General features: G+C 63.3%; 16 protein-coding genes and 1 riboswitch. Of the genes, 7 read left to right on the top strand and 9 right to left on the bottom strand.

The window, feature by feature from the left end:
* Nucleotides 1-83: 83 nt before the first annotated feature.
* Genes AC3ZI9_RS03200 through AC3ZI9_RS03215 form a run of 4 tightly spaced genes read right to left on the bottom strand, consistent with a single transcriptional unit; the run spans nt 84 to nt 3,207 of the window.
* On the bottom strand, nt 84-632 hold the full coding sequence (locus tag AC3ZI9_RS03200; protein WP_489923833.1) for a hypothetical protein: 549 nt from the start codon (nt 630-632) through the stop codon (nt 84-86).
* Nucleotides 625-1,995: a signal peptidase I gene (locus tag AC3ZI9_RS03205; protein ID WP_444555411.1), complete on the bottom strand. Its 1,371-nt coding sequence runs from the start codon at nt 1,993-1,995 to the stop codon at nt 625-627. Before AC3ZI9_RS03205 ends, AC3ZI9_RS03200 begins: the two co-directional genes overlap by 8 nt.
* Nucleotides 1,996-2,604: a SipW-dependent-type signal peptide-containing protein gene (locus tag AC3ZI9_RS03210; protein WP_489923834.1), complete on the bottom strand. Its 609-nt coding sequence runs from the start codon at nt 2,602-2,604 to the stop codon at nt 1,996-1,998.
* A gap of 6 nt (nt 2,605-2,610) precedes the next feature.
* Nucleotides 2,611-3,207, bottom strand: a complete 597-nt coding sequence (locus tag AC3ZI9_RS03215; protein ID WP_444555413.1) for a SipW-dependent-type signal peptide-containing protein — start codon at nt 3,205-3,207, stop codon at nt 2,611-2,613.
* A gap of 134 nt (nt 3,208-3,341) precedes the next feature.
* Here AC3ZI9_RS03215 and AC3ZI9_RS03220 point away from each other — a divergent pair.
* The 4 genes from AC3ZI9_RS03220 (at nt 3,342) to AC3ZI9_RS03235 (ending at nt 10,380) form a co-directional block, all read left to right on the top strand.
* A protein-coding gene (locus AC3ZI9_RS03220) for an IS3 family transposase (protein WP_443384313.1) occupies nt 3,342-4,531 on the top strand; the annotation gives its coding sequence in 2 pieces (ribosomal slippage) (nt 3,342-3,626 and nt 3,629-4,531; 1,188 coding nt in all).
* Nucleotides 4,532-4,552: 21 nt separating this feature from the next.
* On the top strand, nt 4,553-8,260 hold the full coding sequence (locus AC3ZI9_RS03225; protein ID WP_489923835.1) for a choice-of-anchor G family protein: 3,708 nt from the start codon (nt 4,553-4,555) through the stop codon (nt 8,258-8,260).
* A gap of 142 nt (nt 8,261-8,402) precedes the next feature.
* Nucleotides 8,403-9,158, top strand: a complete 756-nt coding sequence (locus AC3ZI9_RS03230) for a DUF5819 family protein (RefSeq protein ID WP_489923836.1) — start codon at nt 8,403-8,405, stop codon at nt 9,156-9,158.
* Between the two features lies 1 nt (nt 9,159).
* Nucleotides 9,160-10,380 carry an HTTM domain-containing protein gene (locus tag AC3ZI9_RS03235; RefSeq protein WP_444555418.1) on the top strand — a complete coding sequence of 407 codons (1,221 nt, stop codon included), beginning with the start codon at nt 9,160-9,162 and terminating at the stop codon, nt 10,378-10,380.
* Here the strand turns inward: AC3ZI9_RS03235 and AC3ZI9_RS03240 are convergent.
* From AC3ZI9_RS03240 to AC3ZI9_RS03255, 4 genes are all read right to left on the bottom strand, one after another.
* Nucleotides 10,370-10,660 (bottom strand): WXG100 family type VII secretion target, encoded by a 291-nt coding sequence (locus AC3ZI9_RS03240; protein WP_444555419.1) that lies wholly within the window; start codon nt 10,658-10,660, stop codon nt 10,370-10,372. The genes AC3ZI9_RS03235 and AC3ZI9_RS03240 overlap by 11 nt on opposite strands.
* 118 nt (nt 10,661-10,778) lie before the next feature.
* Nucleotides 10,779-12,266 carry a sensor histidine kinase gene (locus AC3ZI9_RS03245; RefSeq protein WP_489923837.1) on the bottom strand — a complete coding sequence of 496 codons (1,488 nt, stop codon included), beginning with the start codon at nt 12,264-12,266 and terminating at the stop codon, nt 10,779-10,781.
* A 12-nt stretch (nt 12,267-12,278) separates the two neighbouring features.
* The gene (locus AC3ZI9_RS03250) at nt 12,279-12,989 is read right to left on the bottom strand and encodes a response regulator transcription factor (protein ID WP_444555421.1); all 711 of its coding nucleotides are present in this window, start codon (nt 12,987-12,989) and stop codon (nt 12,279-12,281) included.
* An 87-nt stretch (nt 12,990-13,076) separates the two neighbouring features.
* Nucleotides 13,077-13,304 carry a hypothetical protein gene (locus AC3ZI9_RS03255; RefSeq protein ID WP_444555422.1) on the bottom strand — a complete coding sequence of 76 codons (228 nt, stop codon included), beginning with the start codon at nt 13,302-13,304 and terminating at the stop codon, nt 13,077-13,079.
* A 196-nt stretch (nt 13,305-13,500) separates the two neighbouring features.
* On the opposite strand from AC3ZI9_RS03255, the gene AC3ZI9_RS03260 reads away from it, so the two are divergent.
* The gene (locus AC3ZI9_RS03260; protein ID WP_444555423.1) at nt 13,501-13,884 is read left to right on the top strand and encodes a cold-shock protein; all 384 of its coding nucleotides are present in this window, start codon (nt 13,501-13,503) and stop codon (nt 13,882-13,884) included.
* 2 nt (nt 13,885-13,886) lie between these two features.
* Complete coding sequence (locus AC3ZI9_RS03265; RefSeq protein WP_444555424.1) at nt 13,887-14,465, top strand: DUF3027 domain-containing protein; 579 nt, start codon at nt 13,887-13,889, stop codon at nt 14,463-14,465.
* Between the two features lie 3 nt (nt 14,466-14,468).
* Here the strand turns inward: AC3ZI9_RS03265 and serC are convergent, their stop codons facing one another.
* The gene (gene serC, locus AC3ZI9_RS03270; RefSeq protein ID WP_444555425.1) at nt 14,469-15,590 is read right to left on the bottom strand and encodes a phosphoserine transaminase; all 1,122 of its coding nucleotides are present in this window, start codon (nt 15,588-15,590) and stop codon (nt 14,469-14,471) included.
* A 179-nt stretch (nt 15,591-15,769) separates the two neighbouring features.
* Between serC and AC3ZI9_RS03275 the strand changes: the two genes are divergently transcribed.
* Nucleotides 15,770-16,468: an iron-dependent transcriptional repressor DtxR gene (locus tag AC3ZI9_RS03275; RefSeq protein ID WP_444555426.1), complete on the top strand. Its 699-nt coding sequence runs from the start codon at nt 15,770-15,772 to the stop codon at nt 16,466-16,468.
* Nucleotides 16,469-16,579: 111 nt separating this feature from the next.
* Nucleotides 16,580-16,751: riboswitch (cyclic di-AMP (ydaO/yuaA leader) on the top strand.
* Nucleotides 16,752-16,755 lie beyond the last annotated feature (4 nt).

Genomic DNA, 16,755 nt, shown 5'->3' on the forward strand with positions numbered 1-16,755 from the left:
TCTTCGAGGAAGTTGTCCATCGACAACCCTACAGTGGGCCTCGGCATGGTTGGCGGTGCTGCCTGTCGGGGACCGTTCCGCCCCTAGGCCGGTACGTTGCTGCACTTTCCTCCGATGGTCAGCGTGGGCAGTGTCGCGACGGCACTCATCGGTGCGGATGTCCAGGCTCCCGCCGTGCTGGTCAGGGTCAACGTGATCTTTGCCCCGAGGCCCAACAGAGCGCTGAGCAAGCCGACCGGGACCTCGGTCCTGTAGTTGTTCGGCCCGGCGTCGGGATGCGAGTCATCAAGGAAGGAAAAATTGTTGAGTTTGTCCACGATGCTGATACCCCGGTTGCTTTTGGCCTCAAATCTGATGTCCTCCAGCGTTTGACCGGCGGGAAGGTGCCAGTAGAGCAGGATTTTATCCCGCTTCAAGGCATGCGGGACGTACGTGCAGCCGCCGTTCGGGGTGGGGGATTCGACCCGGAGGGCGGTGAACCGGCCCGACGAAGATTCGGCATCCGCCCATTGGGCCTCGGTGGGTTCCGCCATGCCTGCCCCGGAGGCTCCGAGCAGAGTCAGCGCCAGCACGGCGACCAGCAGTGGTGAGGACCGGGACAACAACCGGCGGACGGAACGCACGTCAGCCACGATGGGACCTGCGTTGAACGACCCGGGCGACCAGGGAAACGGCCACACCGCCCACGACGGCGATCAATCCCCAGAACAGGGCACCTAGGACGTCCCCGCCGGTGGAGGGCAGTGGCTCAACGATCGGGCGTCCGGGGTCGGCTACGGAGCCCTCGGAAGGGCTCCCCGTCCGGTCTGTCCCGGTTTCCGGCGACGGACCGCTTGGATTGGCCGAGACCTCTTCGCCCGCCCCGGCGACGACCAGCCTGAGCCGGGTCACCGCATCCTGGGCCACTGCGGCATCGCTCGGGACACGGACCTGAAGGCGGACCCAACGCTGTTCCCCGGTTCCGAAAGACAGGAGGGGGCCAGAATTGGTGTTGCCGGATGCCGAAATCCCCGCCGCTGGGACTTCCGCCCCGGGGCAGCGTCCCTCATGCCAACGCGTCGTGCAGGCCGTCGTGGTGATCTCCAACGGGAGGGCTCGACGCCCGGTGAAGGCATAGCCGACCTCGATCTTTCCGGGCGAGGGCGGATCGGCGCTGATCCCGACCTGCCAGACGACCGAGTCGCCGGGAGCCAACGTCGTCATCGCTTCCGGATCCGCCACGGAGGTCAGTCTCAGGTACCGTCCGTTGATCTGGCGGTCCGCCGGGTCTGCCTGGGCCGAAGGGACCGTCAGGGTCATGGGGGAGAGGAAGACCGCCATGCCGAGCAGGAGAGTAAGTGCTCCTCCTGGATGGCGCCCTGGGCGGCGGATCTTCGGGGAGGGGGCGGATGTGCCGGTCCGGCTTTCGCAATACGCTGGCGTTTCTTCGGTGGTGGCCGGTCCTGCGGGGGCGTTTCCTGAGGCTTTGTCCTTCGTGTTCCCGGGCGGACGTGGCCAAAATGTCCAAGTGACTAGGGCCCCGGCAGCGAGCGTGATCAGACCGAGGACCCAGGGCCTCGACATGCCAACAATGACCTTGGCCATCCCCGGAACATGCCAAAGCACCAGGCCTGCCTCGGCCACCGTGTAGGGGGCGATGTCCGCGGTGTCATTGGCATCGCCCTTGAGCCGGATGACGCGCTGGCCGGCGGCATCTCCAGGGGACGACTCCACGACCCGGTGCGTAACGGGCAGCTTTCCCGGACGATCCACCGTGATCACGTCCCCGACGCTGATCTGCTCGGCAGGAATCTGTCGGATGACTGCCACCGACCCTGCCGGGATCGTCGGGGTCATGGAGCCGGTCTTGAACATGATCAGCGAAATATTGAAGACGAAAGCCAACACCACCAGCACCAGACACAGGGCCCCTCCGACCGCAGCGAGGTTCAGGACCAGATCACCAATGAGTTTCCCGGCGGAAGGACGGCGGGATCGGGTGGGGACAGGTCGCATCTACGTGGCCGATGTTGCGCTGAATACCCAGGTCGCGGAACCGGATTTTCCTTGTGCCGTGTTGGGCGTCTTCGCCCCCAGGGTCACCTCGAAGCAATATCGGACGGTGTTCGCTCCAGCTGCGGAGACGGCTTGGGCAGGGAGGGGAAAGACCGTGCCGATGTTCTGGGCCGCCCCGGTATAGACGGTTGAGGAACACTTGGTTCCGGCTGGTACTGCTGCCGCCCGGTAACTGAGGTTCCCGGTGATGGCCGAGTCTCCGGCCACCGTGGCGTCGGTCACGGCAACAGTTCCATCGATCGTGGTTCCAGCAGTGGTCCGAACGTCGAAGGAGGCGAAGGCCTTATCGCCTGGGGTCATGCCCGTGGCAGCGAAGTCCAAGGATGCAGGTGCGTCGCTGGGGTGCTTCGCGAAAGCGCTGCCGTTCGTGGAGCCTTGGATGCCAAAGACACTGGTGCCGAAGGTCCCGGTAGCATTTTCACCATCGGTCCAAGCCGCCAACGTCGTGGCACCACCCACACCGATGACCAACGCGCCGATCAGCAGCGCCCGGATTTTAGCTCGGCGTCCGCCGGTGCGTTCTGGTGAGGTTGAGCCATGTGTTCCCACGATGTGCTAGCTGTCCTTGCTGGTCGCCGTGAATTCCCAGGTGGAAGTGCCTGTCTGGTCCTGTGCCAGGTCGTCGTCGGCCGTGACTATGAAGCAGAGATTGGTGGCTTCGCCGGCCGACGCCGCAGCACCCTTGGCCAGATCGAAGGCGGCTGCACCGGAGACGGAGCCCAAAGCGGTACCTGCCGGGACCAGGTCGGTGCCCGCGGTGTCGGAATCACAGCCGAAGGCCTCGGTCTGGATCAAACGGTAGCTCATGCCGGTGGTCGTTCCACCGGCGGCTGCCGTGATATCGACGGAAGCATCATTGGTCGTCGTTTCATCCAAGCGAACCGAGAACGGAGCGTAGACACTGTCGTTCGGGCTCATGTTTTCCGGGTTGACCTCGAAGGTCAGTGCGGCGGCATCTTCGCTGCTGGGGTGGTCGGCGAATCCCTCGGTCGAGCTGGTGGTGCTTCCCTCCAGATTGAACTGTCCGGACGCGAAGGTCCCCTGGGCGAATTCGGAGTCGTTCCAGGCCGCGAGCGTTACTGCGGCCCCGACCCCCACCACCAGTCCTCCGACGAGAACGGCGCGGAACTTCTTCTTTGAATCTGCCTGCATGGCTTCCCCCTCGTGCGGTTGGTGCCAGCCCACATCGCGGACTAAATGGGACACCCGGAACCATGGGGACTGATGCAAAGGAAGGTGACAGATGATCTGGCTTGTTTGTAGGCAAGCCTGAAAGGATAGTCACCATGCCACGCCCTTACCCGAAAGAGTTCCGTGACGACGTGGTCCGCGTCGTATTGGACCGGGACGCAAAGACCACGATCGGCCAGATCGCGAAAGACTTCGGTGTCCACGAAGGCACCATCGCTAAATGGCTCCGCGCAGCCGAGATCGATGCCGGCAACAAGCCCGGCAAGACCACGGACGAGTCGGCAGAATTGCGCGACCTACGCCGCCGCACACGCCTACTCGAGCAGGAGAACGAAGTCCTCCGCCGTGCTGCTGCCTATTTATCTCAGGCGAATCTGCCCTCAAAAGGTTCTACCCGCTCGTAAGAGAGCTCGCCGCAGACGGGATCCCCGTCGCGGTGTCGTGTCGGGTTTTGAAGTTCTCCCGCCAGCCCTACTACCGCTGGCTGTCCGCTCCTGTCTCCGAAGCGGACCTGGTCTCCGCCTACCGGGCGAACGCCCTCTTCGATGCCCACCGGGACGACCCGGAGTTCGGGTACCGATATCTGACCGACGAGGCGGAAACCGCCGGGTATCCCATGGCCGCGCGCACCGCGTGGCGGCTGTGTTCGGATAATGCCTGGTTTTCTGCCTTCGGTAAGGGGCGGGGCAAGAACGGGAAAAGACCTGGCCCACCGGTCCATGACGACCTGTGCGCCGTCACCGACTCCGACGGACGGGTCCGGCACGAGTTCATTGCCCAGTACCCGAACCAGTTGTGGCTGACCGACATCACGGAGCACGAAACAAGTCAGGGCAAGCTCTACCTCTGTGCGATAAAGGACGTGTTCTCGTCTCGGATCGTGGGCTACTCGATCAGCAGCCGGATGAAGGCCAGGTTGGCAGTTGATGCCCTCCAGATGGCCGTGGCCAGACGTGGCGACGTGGCCGGCTGCACGGTGCATTCAGATCGCGGTTCGCAATTTCGGTCCAGGAAATTCGTCCGTGCTTTGGCCGGTCAGGGCTTGGTCGGGTCGATGGGCAGAGTCGGGGCGGCCGGTGACAATGCGGCCATGGAATCGTTCTTTGCGCTCTTGCAGAAGAACGTGCTCGACCGTGGCCGCTGGGCCACCCGGGGCCAGCTGAGGATCGCCATCGTGACCTGGATTGAGCGGACATATCATCGGCGTCGACGTCAGGTCCGGCTGGGTCGTTTGACCCCAGTGGAGTACGAAGCAATCATAGAGCCAGCTGCTCTCGCAGCATGACACTCAAACTGTCACCTCGACTTGCAGCAGTCCCTTCCGAGCAACCCGGGCGAACACTATGAGCCGCTGAACGTCGGCGCACTCGGTGCTGTGAACCTGACACTTCCGTCGCTGCAACTGCCGTTGATTGATGACGGCAGCGGTAATGGTCTGCTGGATCTTGGCGCACTCGGTGCGCTGCACAGCTATGCGGAAGCCACGGAGCCGACCAAGGCCACTGCTTCGGCCGGCCTCGTCGGCGCGGACGGGGCCATCGACGCCAACGCCGGTGGAGGCGGAAGCTCCGAAAATGCCAAGGTCGAACTCACTCGCCTACTGGAGCAGCTGGGTGTTGCCGGTCTTTCCGATGACGTCATCGATCAGCTCAACCTCGAAGTCGGGGCAATCGCGTCGAGGGCAACCCTCGATGCAGGGACAGGCAAGAGCGATTACACCGTTGCCGATCTGAAGGCGAACGTCAACAGCCCGCTGGTCGGATCGCTGAGCGGCGACCTCGGTGAAGTTGTCAACGGTGTGGGTACCACACTGAACGGGGCGGTGGGCGAGAACGGGGCCATCACCGGGGCCCTCGAAGACGTGCTGAATACTGAAGCCGACCTCCTCGTCGCCAAGTTGAAGCTTGGGCCGACGGAAATCTCCATCGGTAACTTGGATTCCGCTCTGGAATCAATCAACGTCGGCCTCTTGCAGTCGACCATCACGGACACCGACGGGCTGGTTGCTCTGAACTTGGCCGATGGAACCATCACCATCGACCTGGAGAAGGCGGTTGCCGGCGGAACCCTCAATGGGTTGCCAGCCAACACTGAAGTCATTAGTTCGGCTACTCTGCAAAAGGTGACCGATGGTCTGGCCGAAGCGGTCGGTTCGTTGACCGATCAGCTCAACACGGAGCTGACGAAGGCTATCAACGAAGCCACGCTGACGCTTGACACAGGTCTGGCCGTAACCGTGGGAATTCCTCCTCTTGGCACCACCACAAACGGGACTCTTGTCATTGACGGTGCCTTGGGCGATTTCCTCGGAACGTCAGGTTCGGACCCGAACGTTAATGCAGAGATCGACTTGGCCGACGGCATCCTCAACCCACTTTTGGACTTCGTGGCCGACAGTTTGCTTGTTCCGCTGACGCAGAGCATTGGCGCAGTTGTGAACCCGTTGCTTAGCGGTCTGACTGAGAGCCTGACGGGTGTTGCGACTCCGGTTCTGAATACCCTCTCACCAATTCTCAGCGGAGTCTTGGACGAAGCGGTTTCAATCACTATCAACAAGCAGACTGGAAGCGCTGTTGAACTGACTGAGACGGCTCAGCCCGTTACTGTGCCGGCTGACTTCGAAGTCTCCGCACTCGCTCTGACGTTGCTCCCGGGTGTTTCGGAAACGGGCGCGGCCAATGTCGGGCTGGCCACCTCTTATGTGCGAATTGCCGAAGAGGAAATCGAAACAGTTGCCATCACTAATCCGGCACCGGGCTCGGAAGTCACTGCACCTGCGGGAGGCACCTCAGACGTTCCGGTTGAAGGAACAGGGGAACCGGGTGAGGAAGTTGTCGTAGTCCTCGACGGCGACGATGGAACTTCACAGACAGCAACCGTGGATGAGGACGGAACCTGGTCAGTCACGTTCCCGGAAGTTGAGCCGGGTGATCACACTGTCGTTGCTACGCAATCCGGTGATGATTCCACGGCTGAAACCGATTTCGCTGTTGTCGAAGACACGGACGCTGATGCGGCTACTGCTGCTGACGCTGACACCGATGCTGATGTGAACGCGACTGCTGACACGGATGCTGATACGGATGCGGCTACTGCTGCTGACGCTGACACCGATGCTGATGTGAACGCGACTGCTGACACGGATGCTGATACGGATGCGGCTACTGCTGCTGACGCTGACACCGATGCTGATGTGAACGCGACTGCTGACACGGATGCTGATACGGATGCGGCTACTGCTGCTGACGCTGACACCGATGCTGATGTGAACGCGACTGCTGACACGGATGCGGCTACTGCTGCTGACGCTGACACCGATGCTGATGTGAACGCGACTGCTGACACGGATGCGGCTACTGCTGCTGACACGGATGCTGATACGGATGCGGCTACTGCTGCTGACGCTGACACGGATGCTGACACGGATGCGGCTACTGCTGCTGACGCTGACACCGATGCAGATGCGAACGCGACTGCTGACACGGATGCTGATACGGATGCGGCTACTGCTGCTGACGCTGACACCGATGCTGATGTGAACGCGACTGCTGACACGGATGCTGATACGGATGCGGCTACTGCTGCTGACGCTGACACCGATGCTGATGTGAACGCGACTGCTGACACGGATGCTGATACGGATGCGGCTACTGCTGCTGACGCTGACACCGATGCTGATGTGAACGCGACTGCTGACACGGATGCTGATACGGATGCGGCTACTGCTGCTGACGCTGACACCGATGCTGATGTGAACGCGACTGCTGACACGGATGCTGATACGGATGCGGCTACTGCTGCTGACGCTGACACCGATGCTGATGTGAACGCGACTGCTGACACGGATGCTGATACGGATGCGGCTACTGCTGCTGACGCTGACACCGATGCTGATGTGAACGCGACTGCTGACACGGATGCTGATACGGATGCGGCTACTGCTGCTGACGCTGACACCGATGCTGATGTGAACGCGACTGCTGACACGGATGCGGCTACTGCTGCTGACGCTGACACCGATGCTGATGTGAACGCGACTGCTGACACGGATGCGGCTACTGCTGCTGACGCTGACACGGATGCTGATGTGAACGCGACTGCCGATACGGATGCTGATACGGATGCGGCTACTGCTGCTGACGCTGACACCGATGCAGATGCGAACGCGACTGCTGACACGGACGCTGATACGGATGCTGATGCGAACGCGACTGCTGACACGGATGCGGCTACTGCTGCTGACGCTGACACGGATGCTGATGTGAACGCGACTGCCGATACGGATGCTGACACGGATGCGGCTACTGCTGCTGACGCCGATACGGATGCTGATGTGAACGCGACTGCCGATACGGATGCTGATACGGATGCGGCTACTGCTGCTGACGCTGACACCGATGCAGATGCGAACGCGACTGCTGACACGGACGCTGATACGGATGCTGATGCGAACGCGACTGCTGACACGGACGCTGCTACGAATGCTGACTCCGATACCTCTTCCAACGGCGAGGATGACGCATCAGCTGATGTGGTTATCACGAGCCCCACGGAGGGCCAGGACATTGATTCTTCCGATGATGGAAGCGCCGATGTTCCGGTGACCGGCACGGGCACTCCCGGTGAAGAGGTCGTCGTGACCTTGGACGATGGAGAGAGCCAGACGGTGACCGTTGACGAGGATGGTGATTGGTCGGTGACGTTCAAGGACGTTGACCCGGGCAAGCACAGTGTCACGGCTAGCCAGGAGTCCAACGGATCCGAAACTACCGTCGGATTCATGGTGACTGCTGCTGGCGACTCATCGGCTTCTGCCGATGCGGACTCGTCCGCGGATGCCAGCGCTGGAACCGGAGCAGATAGCGACTCCGCTAGTTCCGGTGTGAACGTCAACAACGGCGGCGGGCTTGCGTCCACCGGTGCGACCAGCTTGCCATTGGGCCTCGCAGCCCTGGCTCTGCTGCTCGCCGGTGGTACTGCACTGCTGATCGCTCGGAGGCGTTCAGTCTCCTAACGGAGGCAATAAGACGTGGGCTGGCACATCGGAGACGATGTGCCAGCCCACACCATTTATTCGTAACCGTCGCGGTACACCAGCAGTTGGCTGTACCGCTGGCGGAAGGGCCGAAGGTATTCCCCTGATGACACACACTCCAATGCCCACCAGAAAGCGTCCGGCGTGGTTGCGCGGCGTCACGATCGGGTGCGTCGCGATCACGGCTTGGCACCTTTTGGCCACCTTCCTATGGGTGGCTCCTCCGAGTGGTTTGCGGGACCTCGTTCCGCAGAAGGCGTTGAGTAGCTACATGATGCCGTTGTTCGGACAAAGCTGGAGCGTCTTCGCTCCCTCCCCGGTCAACGGCGACTACACCGTCAAGGTGCGGGCCCAGCTAGAAGGTTCGAAGAAGGCAACCGAATGGGTCGATGCCACCGACGTCGAGTCACGCATGCTGACGCACCACCTGTCTCCGCAGCGGGCCGCAATTCTCGGGGGGATTCAGGGGCGTGACTATAAGAAGACCTTCGACAAACTCGAGAAGGCCCAGAAGGATGTTGTCGCCGCCGGCTATTTCAAAGGTGACGATTGGCTCGCCAGGCTTGATCAGTCATTGATCGCCTCCGCGGAATCAACGGCAGAAAAGCATCGCGCCGAGGCACATATGGAGGCGGAGAAGACCACCACGGCCTACGCAACCCAAGTAGCCCATGCCGTATGGGGAGACGCGGTGAACTACGTCGAATTCGAGGTCAGCCGCCAAAGCGTCGTTCCGTTCAAGCACCGGCATGATCCTGAGGCCAAACGTCCCGAGGCAGTAGTGATATCGACGGGCTGGCGCGGCCGATACACCGTACCGGGTCAGAACCAGGAACGGTTCGCCGAAGTCTTCAACCGGGCAAGGGGCAAAAGATAGCATGGAAGATTTTTCACGCAGGTTCGCCGGCTTCAAAGGCGGAGTAGCCGGATTGTGGGGCTCGTTCTGGAGCGAAGGCCCCCGGCACCTCCTGGCCGCCATCGGCGGCGTCTTGGTGACGATCGAAAACTGGTTGCTGGACACCAAAAAGGCCAGATACGGCCTCGCCGTCACCCGGATCCTCCTCGGAATCGCCGCATTGGGGCTGTGGACCACCAACTTCGGAAGCCGGTACTACACCTTTGGCTCGGGTGCGGCATGGACGGGCCAGATCCAGGACCCCGAGAGCAAGCTGTCCGCCTCCTGGCTGTTTTCGGCCTTCCGCCATGCAGCAACCAACGACACCGCCCTGACGTTGCTCTATCTACTGACCGGCGCTCTGGCCGTGACCGTCATCCTGGGGTACCGCACCAGGATCCTCCTCCCGCTGTTCACGGTGATGTGGGTCAGCCTCATCGAGGTCCAGGATCTGGCCTCGGACCAGGGAGACAATATCTTCCGCATTGCGTTGATCGGTCTCATCTTCGCTGATCCTTCGGGGCGCTGGTCGCTCGATGCGCGCCGTCGAGCCAAACGCGCCGGCAAGCAGAGGGCGGGGAAGGGGGCTGGGATCCTCGCTCGGATCGTCCCCGACCCGGTGCCGACCCTAGCGCATAACCTCGTCATCGTCGTGCTGGCCTGCCAGGTCATCTTCGTCTACGTTTCGGGTGCCCTCTATAAGGCCGGTGGGGCGCCCTGGCGTGACGGAACCGCGGTGTATGCCCCCTTGCAGACGGTCCGGTTCGGGCCCTGGCCGGAGCTCAGCGACCTGGTCACGGCCTGGGGACCCGCGGTAGCGATCGCCAGCATCGGCTCAATCATCATCCAGCTGACGTTCCCCGGGGCGTTGTTGTTCAGATGGACGAGGATCCCTGCGCTGTTCGCGATGGTGGGATTCCACGTCGGCATCGCCGTCCTTATGGGCCTGCCCTGGTTCTCGTTGGCCATGATTGCGATTGATGCGATCTTCATCCGCGACGTCACCTGGGAGCGGTTACGGTCGTGGATCGTCCAGGCCTGGCGTCAAGGTGCCGGCCGAATCCCGGAACCGTCGCGTCCCGCGGAAGAGTCCGATGGCATGACCGATGAGAAATCTTCTGAACAGGAAGCCCCCAGAGAGAAGGCCTCTGTCGGCGCCTCGGCGAGGGCCGCGGCCCGGAACGGGGCCCCGCTTAGTAGGTGAACATCCTTGCATTTGCTGCCTCGGCATCGTCGTACTGCTGTGAGGCATGGGACAAGGCGGTGTTGATGGCGGTCAGGGATTCTTCGACCTTCATCTGGGTGGCCCGCCAATCGGCGACGACGGCCTGGAAATTCGAGGCAGCAGCCCCGTGCCAGGAGGACTCGAGGTCCCGCAGACCGGCCTGCATGGTGTTCACCTCGGCACGTAGGCGCTCGATGGTCCCTTGGACTGCTTGGGCCCGTCCGCGCATTTCTGCTGTGTTGGCCGAAAAACTACTCATGGTGACTCCCCGCTCGTTTCCTTGACCTCCACGGTCGGGGACACCCGGATGTGCCCCAGCAACACGATGCACGAGTAGGAAGCGCTCCCGCGCCGATCGGGAACAAACTGTGGAAGGTTCAGGACCCGTCGTCGTCCGTGGAGGAGGAGTCGGCGGGGACCAACGGCAGGTGGATGGACATGGTGGCCCCACCACCAGGGGTTTCGGTGAGTCGGACGGACCCATCGTGCTGGGCGACAATGGCCGCGACGATCGCCAATCCGAGTCCGGTTCCGCCGGTCTCCCGCTGGCGGGAGCTATCGGCCCGATAGAACCGCTCGAACACCCGGGCTGCGTCCTCCTCGGAGATCCCGCTGCCGTGGTCCCGGATCGCCAGCACGGCATCCGAACGCCCGTCGATCACCGGCAGGACCCCGACCGCCACTTCAAGGGGTGAGCCTTCGGGGGTATAGCGCAGTGCATTGGTCATCAGGTTCCCCATGACCTGGCGCAGCCGAAGCTCATCGCCGCTGCTGGGGGCGCTGGTGGCCTGCGGTCCGTCCAGGCCCACCAGACGGACTTCGCGCGTTGGGGCATTGACCCGGGCGTCCTCCACGGCGTCCGAGCCCAACTGCAGCAGATCCACCGGTTGGCGTTCCAAGGGGCGTTGTTCATCGAGACGGGCCAGGGTCAACAGATCCTCCACGAGCTGGGCCATGCGTTTGGCCTCGCCTTCGATCCGGCCCATGGCCGTCCCGATCTGTTCTTCCCCGCTCACCCCGCCGTGCCGGTAGAGCTCGGAATAGCCCTGGATGGTCACCAGAGGGGTCCGTAGCTCATGGGAGGCGTCCTGGATGAAGCGGCGCATCTTGCGTTCGGAGGCGGCCCGCCCGCGGAAGGCCTGCTCGATATGGGCCAGCATCGCGTTCAGAGAACGGGATAATCGGCCGACCTCGGTTTCGGGGGGATATTCCTCAACACGTCGGGAAAGGTCGCCGGCGGCAATCGCCGCGGCGGTGCGTTCGACCCGGACCAACGGCCTCAGGGCCCTCCCCGTGATGCCGTAGGCGATCATGGACATCACCAGGGTCACCAGCGTGCCACTGGTGACCACGAGTTTCGTGGCCTTGTCCACGGTGCCCATCGTCGACTGCAGGGGCAGCGAAACCACGATGTATCCGTCGTTGTTGCGCAGGGTGTAGATACCCGTGCGCCAGCCACGGGAGGATTCCTCCGTGCCGGGGACGTCCATGTTGAAGGATTTCAGGTCCCGGACCTCATCGACGGTCATCGGCGGGACTTCGGGTGCATCGGTGTGCTTTCGATGGGGGAGTTCGTAACGCACGTTGCCGTCGTTGTCCCGCAAGGTCCCCCGGAAGCGGTTGAACTCCAGCGTCGCCCCCTCGCTGGGCATCTCCTGGTTCTTCCAGGAGGACCACATGATGTTCGCCAGGGCGATCGAGTTGTCCTTGAGATCGGTATCCATCTGGTCCTGCAGCGTCAGCCGAAGCGAGGCCGACGCGGACAATGCCGTGACCAGCACCCCGCACATCATCAACGTGGCCATGAGGGCCACGAGCTTGGAGCGGAGGGATACCTGCCGCAGGAGGCGGGGGAGCGAACGCACCAGAGGCCGGACCTAGCGCCGATCGGCCGAGCGCAGCAGGTAGCCGACCCCCCGCTTGGTCTGGATCATGGCCGGCCAGTCCTCCCGGGCATCGATCTTCCGGCGCAGGTATGAAATATAGGACTCGACGATGGAGGCGTCCCCGTTGAAATCGTATTCCCAGACGTGGTCGAGGATCTGGGCCTTGGAGAGCACCCGGTTCGGATTCATCATCAGGTAGCGCAACAGCTTGAACTCGGTGGGGGACAAGTCGACTACTTCGCCGGCACGGCGGACTTCGTGGGCATCGTCGTCGAGTTCCAGATCGTCCACGCGGATGATCGCATCGTCCTCGTCCAGCGGCTGGGTCCGTCGCAATACGGCACGGATCCGGGCCACGACCTCGTCGAGGCTGAATGGTTTGGTCACATAGTCGTCGCCCCCGACGGTCAGGCCCTGGACCTTGTCCTCGGTTCCGTCGCGTGCCGTCAGGAACAGGACGGGGAAGTGGCGGCCGGCCGCGCGGAGCTTGCGGGTGATGGTGAACCCGTCCATGTCCGGGAGCATGACGTCCAGCACGGCAAGATCCGGGAGTTCCTTTTCGACGGCGGCCAAGGCTTCACGGCCGTTGGCCGCAGCGGTGACGTCGAAGCCGGCGAAACGCAGGGAGGTGGACAGCAGCTCACGGATATTGGGTTCGTCGTCGACGACGAGGAGCTTGGCTTCCGCAGGTTTGTCAGTCATGGCACCAATTGTGCGTGTAAAGTCTGGGAGTTTTCTGTGCGCCAGTTGTGTGCCATGGTCCGAGGGTATCGGCGCGGGCCGATGGTCTCATCGACGCCGTCTGGCGTTGATGCGCAGCAGAAGCAGGGTGATGAGCAACAAGAAGGCGACCGGTAGCCCGTAGAGGCCGACGGCCATGACCGGGGTGAATGGAGTGGCACCCGCGGTGTACTGGATCAGGACGAAGGACAGGCACGCAACGGAGACCAGGGCGATTGCCGCGGCCAACACGGTCACGATGCGCTGTGCGGTGGCGGGGGAATCAAGGGTGTTCACCCGGTCAAAATATCAGCGTCGGGGCGGCGGACAAAGTCCTCTCGGCCGCGCCCATGCCGTACTCTAGACGAATAGACTTCCCCGACCAGGATCGCATCCGCGCCCAGACGCAGTCGATGCGGGTTCGGTCGGGAATCCAGACGCGGCGCGGCCATCGGGCCGGGCGTCGCCGGTACGCGAGAACGAGGTAGGCGAAGTGCCTTTTGGCAAAGTGAAGTGGTTTGAAGCCTCCAAGGGTTTCGGGTTCCTGGTCACCGACGACGGCCAGGAGGTGTATCTGCACGCCTCGGCGTTGCCCGAGGGCGTCAGCGAGGTCCGCGCGGGCACCCGTATGGAGTTCGGGATCGCTCAGGGCCGTAAAGGGGCCCAGGCATTGACGGCGCGCGTCGTGGAGGCCGCCCCTTCGGTGGTCCGTGGCAAGCGGAAGCCCGCAGAGGACACGGCGATCCTGATCGAGGATCTCATCAAGGTCCTCGACAAGGTCTCCAATGGATTGCGCAAGGGCCGGTACCCCGAGAAGGGCCAGGCCACCAAGATTGCTGCGGTCCTGCGCCGCGTCGCCGACGATTTGGACGCCTGATCATGGCACGGGCACCAAAAGTCGACGCCCTTCTGAGCGCCGAAACCGACCTCGCCCGCATGACGCTGTCGGCCACCGTGGAACCCGGCTGGGTGGGGGAGCACCTGGGCGTCGCCGCTGATGACGATCGCGTGCTGACCCACCGTTTCGAGGCCAGGCTCCCCGGGTACGCCGGATGGAACTGGTACGTGACACTGGCCCGGGTTCCGCGCGGGAAGGTGGCCACGGTCTGCGAGACCGGGCTGTTGCCCGGCGAAGGAGCCATCGTGGCCCCCGCATGGGTGCCGTGGGCCGACCGGGTCCGCCCCGAGGAACTCCAGGCCCAACGGGAAGCCGAGGCGGCCGAAGCCGCGGGGCAGGAATCCGGCGGCAAGGAACCGGAACAAAAGCCAGAACAGAGCGACGGCGCAGCCGCCTCCGCGGCCACGGGCACCGGGAAGGGGTCGGCGGCCGAGCCCGCGCAGGCTCCGGCCGATGAGCAGCATGACGGGGACGGGGAGGAAGCCCCCGCGGCCGAGCAGACCCAGCAGCCTGCGGGCCGGGGTCCGCAGCGCTCCCGGTCCCGCCGTCGTCGCCGATAGCGGCTACATGTTCTCCACGACGTAGTCGATGCAGGCGGTCAGGGCCGAGACGTCGTCCGGTTCGATCGCCACGAACGTGGCGATCCGCAGCTGGTTCCTGCCCAGCTTCCGGTACGGCTCGGTATCCACGATGCCGTTGGAGCGCAGGATGGAGGCCACCCGGGCGGCGTCGATGGAATCGTCGAAGTCGATGGTGGTGATGACGTTGGACCGGTCTTCGGTCTTCACGACATAGGGGGTTGCGACCTCGGAGGCCTCGGCCCATGAATACACCCGGCCCGCCGAGTCGGCGGTGCGGGCTGCCGCCCAATCAAGACCGCCCTGGTCGTTGAGCCAGGAGATCTGCTCATCCAGGGTCACGAGGGTGGCCAGCGACGGGGTGTTATAGGTCTGGTTCTTCAACGAGTTGTCGATGGCCGTGCGCAGGTCCAGGAAATCGGGGATCCAACGCTCGCCCGACCCCACGCGTCCGGCGCGTTCCAGCGCAGCGGGCGAGAACAAGCCCAACCAGAGACCGCCGTCGGAGGCGAAGTTCTTCTGCGGGGCGAAGTAGTAGACATCGGTTTCGGACACGTCCACGGCCAGCCCTCCAGCCGCCGAGGTCGCGTCGACCAGCAATAAGGCCCCGTCGTCGGCGTCCTCCACACGCTTCACCGGTGCCGCGACACCGGTGGAGGTTTCGTTCTGTGGCCAGGCGTAGACGTCCACGCCCGGCTCCGCGAGCGGGGTCGGCCGGGTGCCGGGCTCCGAGGAGATGATCGAGGACCCCTGCAGGAAAGGGGCCCGGTCGGTGGCCTTGGCGAACTTCGAACCGAACTCGCCGAAGGACAGGTGCTGGGCCTTCTGCTCGACCAGGCCGAAGGAGGCGACGTCCCAGAAGGCCGTGGAGCCGCCGACACCGAGGATGACTTCGTAACCTTCGGGGGCGCTGAAGAAGGTGGACAGGCCCTCACGGATGCTGCCGACCAGGTTCTTGACCGGGGCCTGGCGGTGCGAGGTCCCCAGGATCCCGGGGTTGGCCGCTGCCAGGGCCTCCAACTGCGCGGGACGGACCTTGGAGGGGCCGGCGCCGAACCGGCCATCCGCCGGCAGGAGGGATGCGGGGATGCTCAGAGAGTCGGTCAAGTGGTGCTCCTGCCATCGGTGAAATCAGTGGTGTGGACTTCGTGGGTTCGGAAAATACCCCGGACCAATGGTGGCGCAACAGTTGGTGGAATGCCGAAAGCAGGTGGCATTGTTAACGCAGGTAGAGTTGCAACCACGGGTTCCCCCTTGACCGCCCCGCCCTACAGGAGTGCCACGCAGTGACAGATCTGATCGACACCACGGAAATGTACTTGAGGACCATTTTGGAACTCGAGGAAGAGGAAATCACGGCTCTGCGTGCCCGCATTGCCGAACGCCTGGACCATTCAGGGCCGACGGTTTCGCAGACGATCGCCCGGATGGAACGCGACGGCCTGGTGGTCGTCAACCAGGACCGGCACCTCGAACTCACGGTCACTGGACGGGAACGGGCCACCTCGGTGATGCGCAAACACCGTCTGGCCGAGCGGCTGCTGGCCGACGTGATCGGACTGGATTGGGAATACGTCCACGACGAGGCCTGTCGGTGGGAGCACGTCATGAGCGAGCGCGTCGAAAAGCGGCTTTACGATCTGCTGGGCAAACCCACCGACTCTCCCTACGGCAACCCGATTCCCGGGTTGGAGGCCCTCGGGGGACCGGCGGCCCACGAATTCTCCATGGGGGTACAGAACCTAGACTCCGCCTTGCTGGACGAGAACACCGGGCCGGTGGCCGTCGAACGGCTGGCCGAGGCGATCCAGGTGGATCCCGAACTGCTCGCCCAGCTCAATGAAGGCGGCATCCGTCCCGGGGCCCAAGTGACCCTGGAACGGGCGGGGGACTACGTCCTGGTCCGCGTCGAGGGGATCGAAGGAGCCCTGGAGCTTCCCGTGGAGGTCAGTGCCCACGTTTTCGTGGCACGGCAATCGCTATAGTCGATATAGTTATAACGGAACTGTTACTTCGTATCCGATTCGGGTAGCGTGGATAACGGATGGGGATTCGTCCTCATCCACTCGTTCCGACGCTTAGCCCTGCCTGCGGATCGGGTCCGTTCGCCCAAATGACAGGCAGGGGTGGAGAACCCAAACACCGACGGCCGGCTCGCCTGTTTCCTTGGCACCAGGCCGTCTTGGGGTGAAGCTGCAGCTTTGTGCGCGGCCGGATCCGTGGGATCCGAACCCGACAGCTAACTCCGCAGGCGCCATGAGAGGTCTCTCGT

This window comes from Arthrobacter sp. AOP36-F1-5 (assembly GCF_058137995.1).

What these genes read in the sequence shown, in the direction of transcription:
- AC3ZI9_RS03205 (WP_444555411.1), bottom strand. Translation starts at nt 1,995, where the DNA reads ATGCGACCTGTCCCCACCCGATCCCGCCGTCCTTCCGCCGGGAAACTC.
- AC3ZI9_RS03215 (WP_444555413.1), bottom strand. Translation starts at nt 3,207, where the DNA reads ATGCAGGCAGATTCAAAGAAGAAGTTCCGCGCCGTTCTCGTCGGAGGA.
- AC3ZI9_RS03230 (WP_489923836.1), top strand. Translation starts at nt 8,403, where the DNA reads ATGCCCACCAGAAAGCGTCCGGCGTGGTTGCGCGGCGTCACGATCGGG.
- AC3ZI9_RS03235 (WP_444555418.1), top strand. Translation starts at nt 9,160, where the DNA reads ATGGAAGATTTTTCACGCAGGTTCGCCGGCTTCAAAGGCGGAGTAGCC.
- AC3ZI9_RS03240 (WP_444555419.1), bottom strand. Translation starts at nt 10,660, where the DNA reads ATGAGTAGTTTTTCGGCCAACACAGCAGAAATGCGCGGACGGGCCCAA.
- AC3ZI9_RS03250 (WP_444555421.1), bottom strand. Translation starts at nt 12,989, where the DNA reads ATGACTGACAAACCTGCGGAAGCCAAGCTCCTCGTCGTCGACGACGAA.
- AC3ZI9_RS03265 (WP_444555424.1), top strand. Translation starts at nt 13,887, where the DNA reads ATGGCACGGGCACCAAAAGTCGACGCCCTTCTGAGCGCCGAAACCGAC.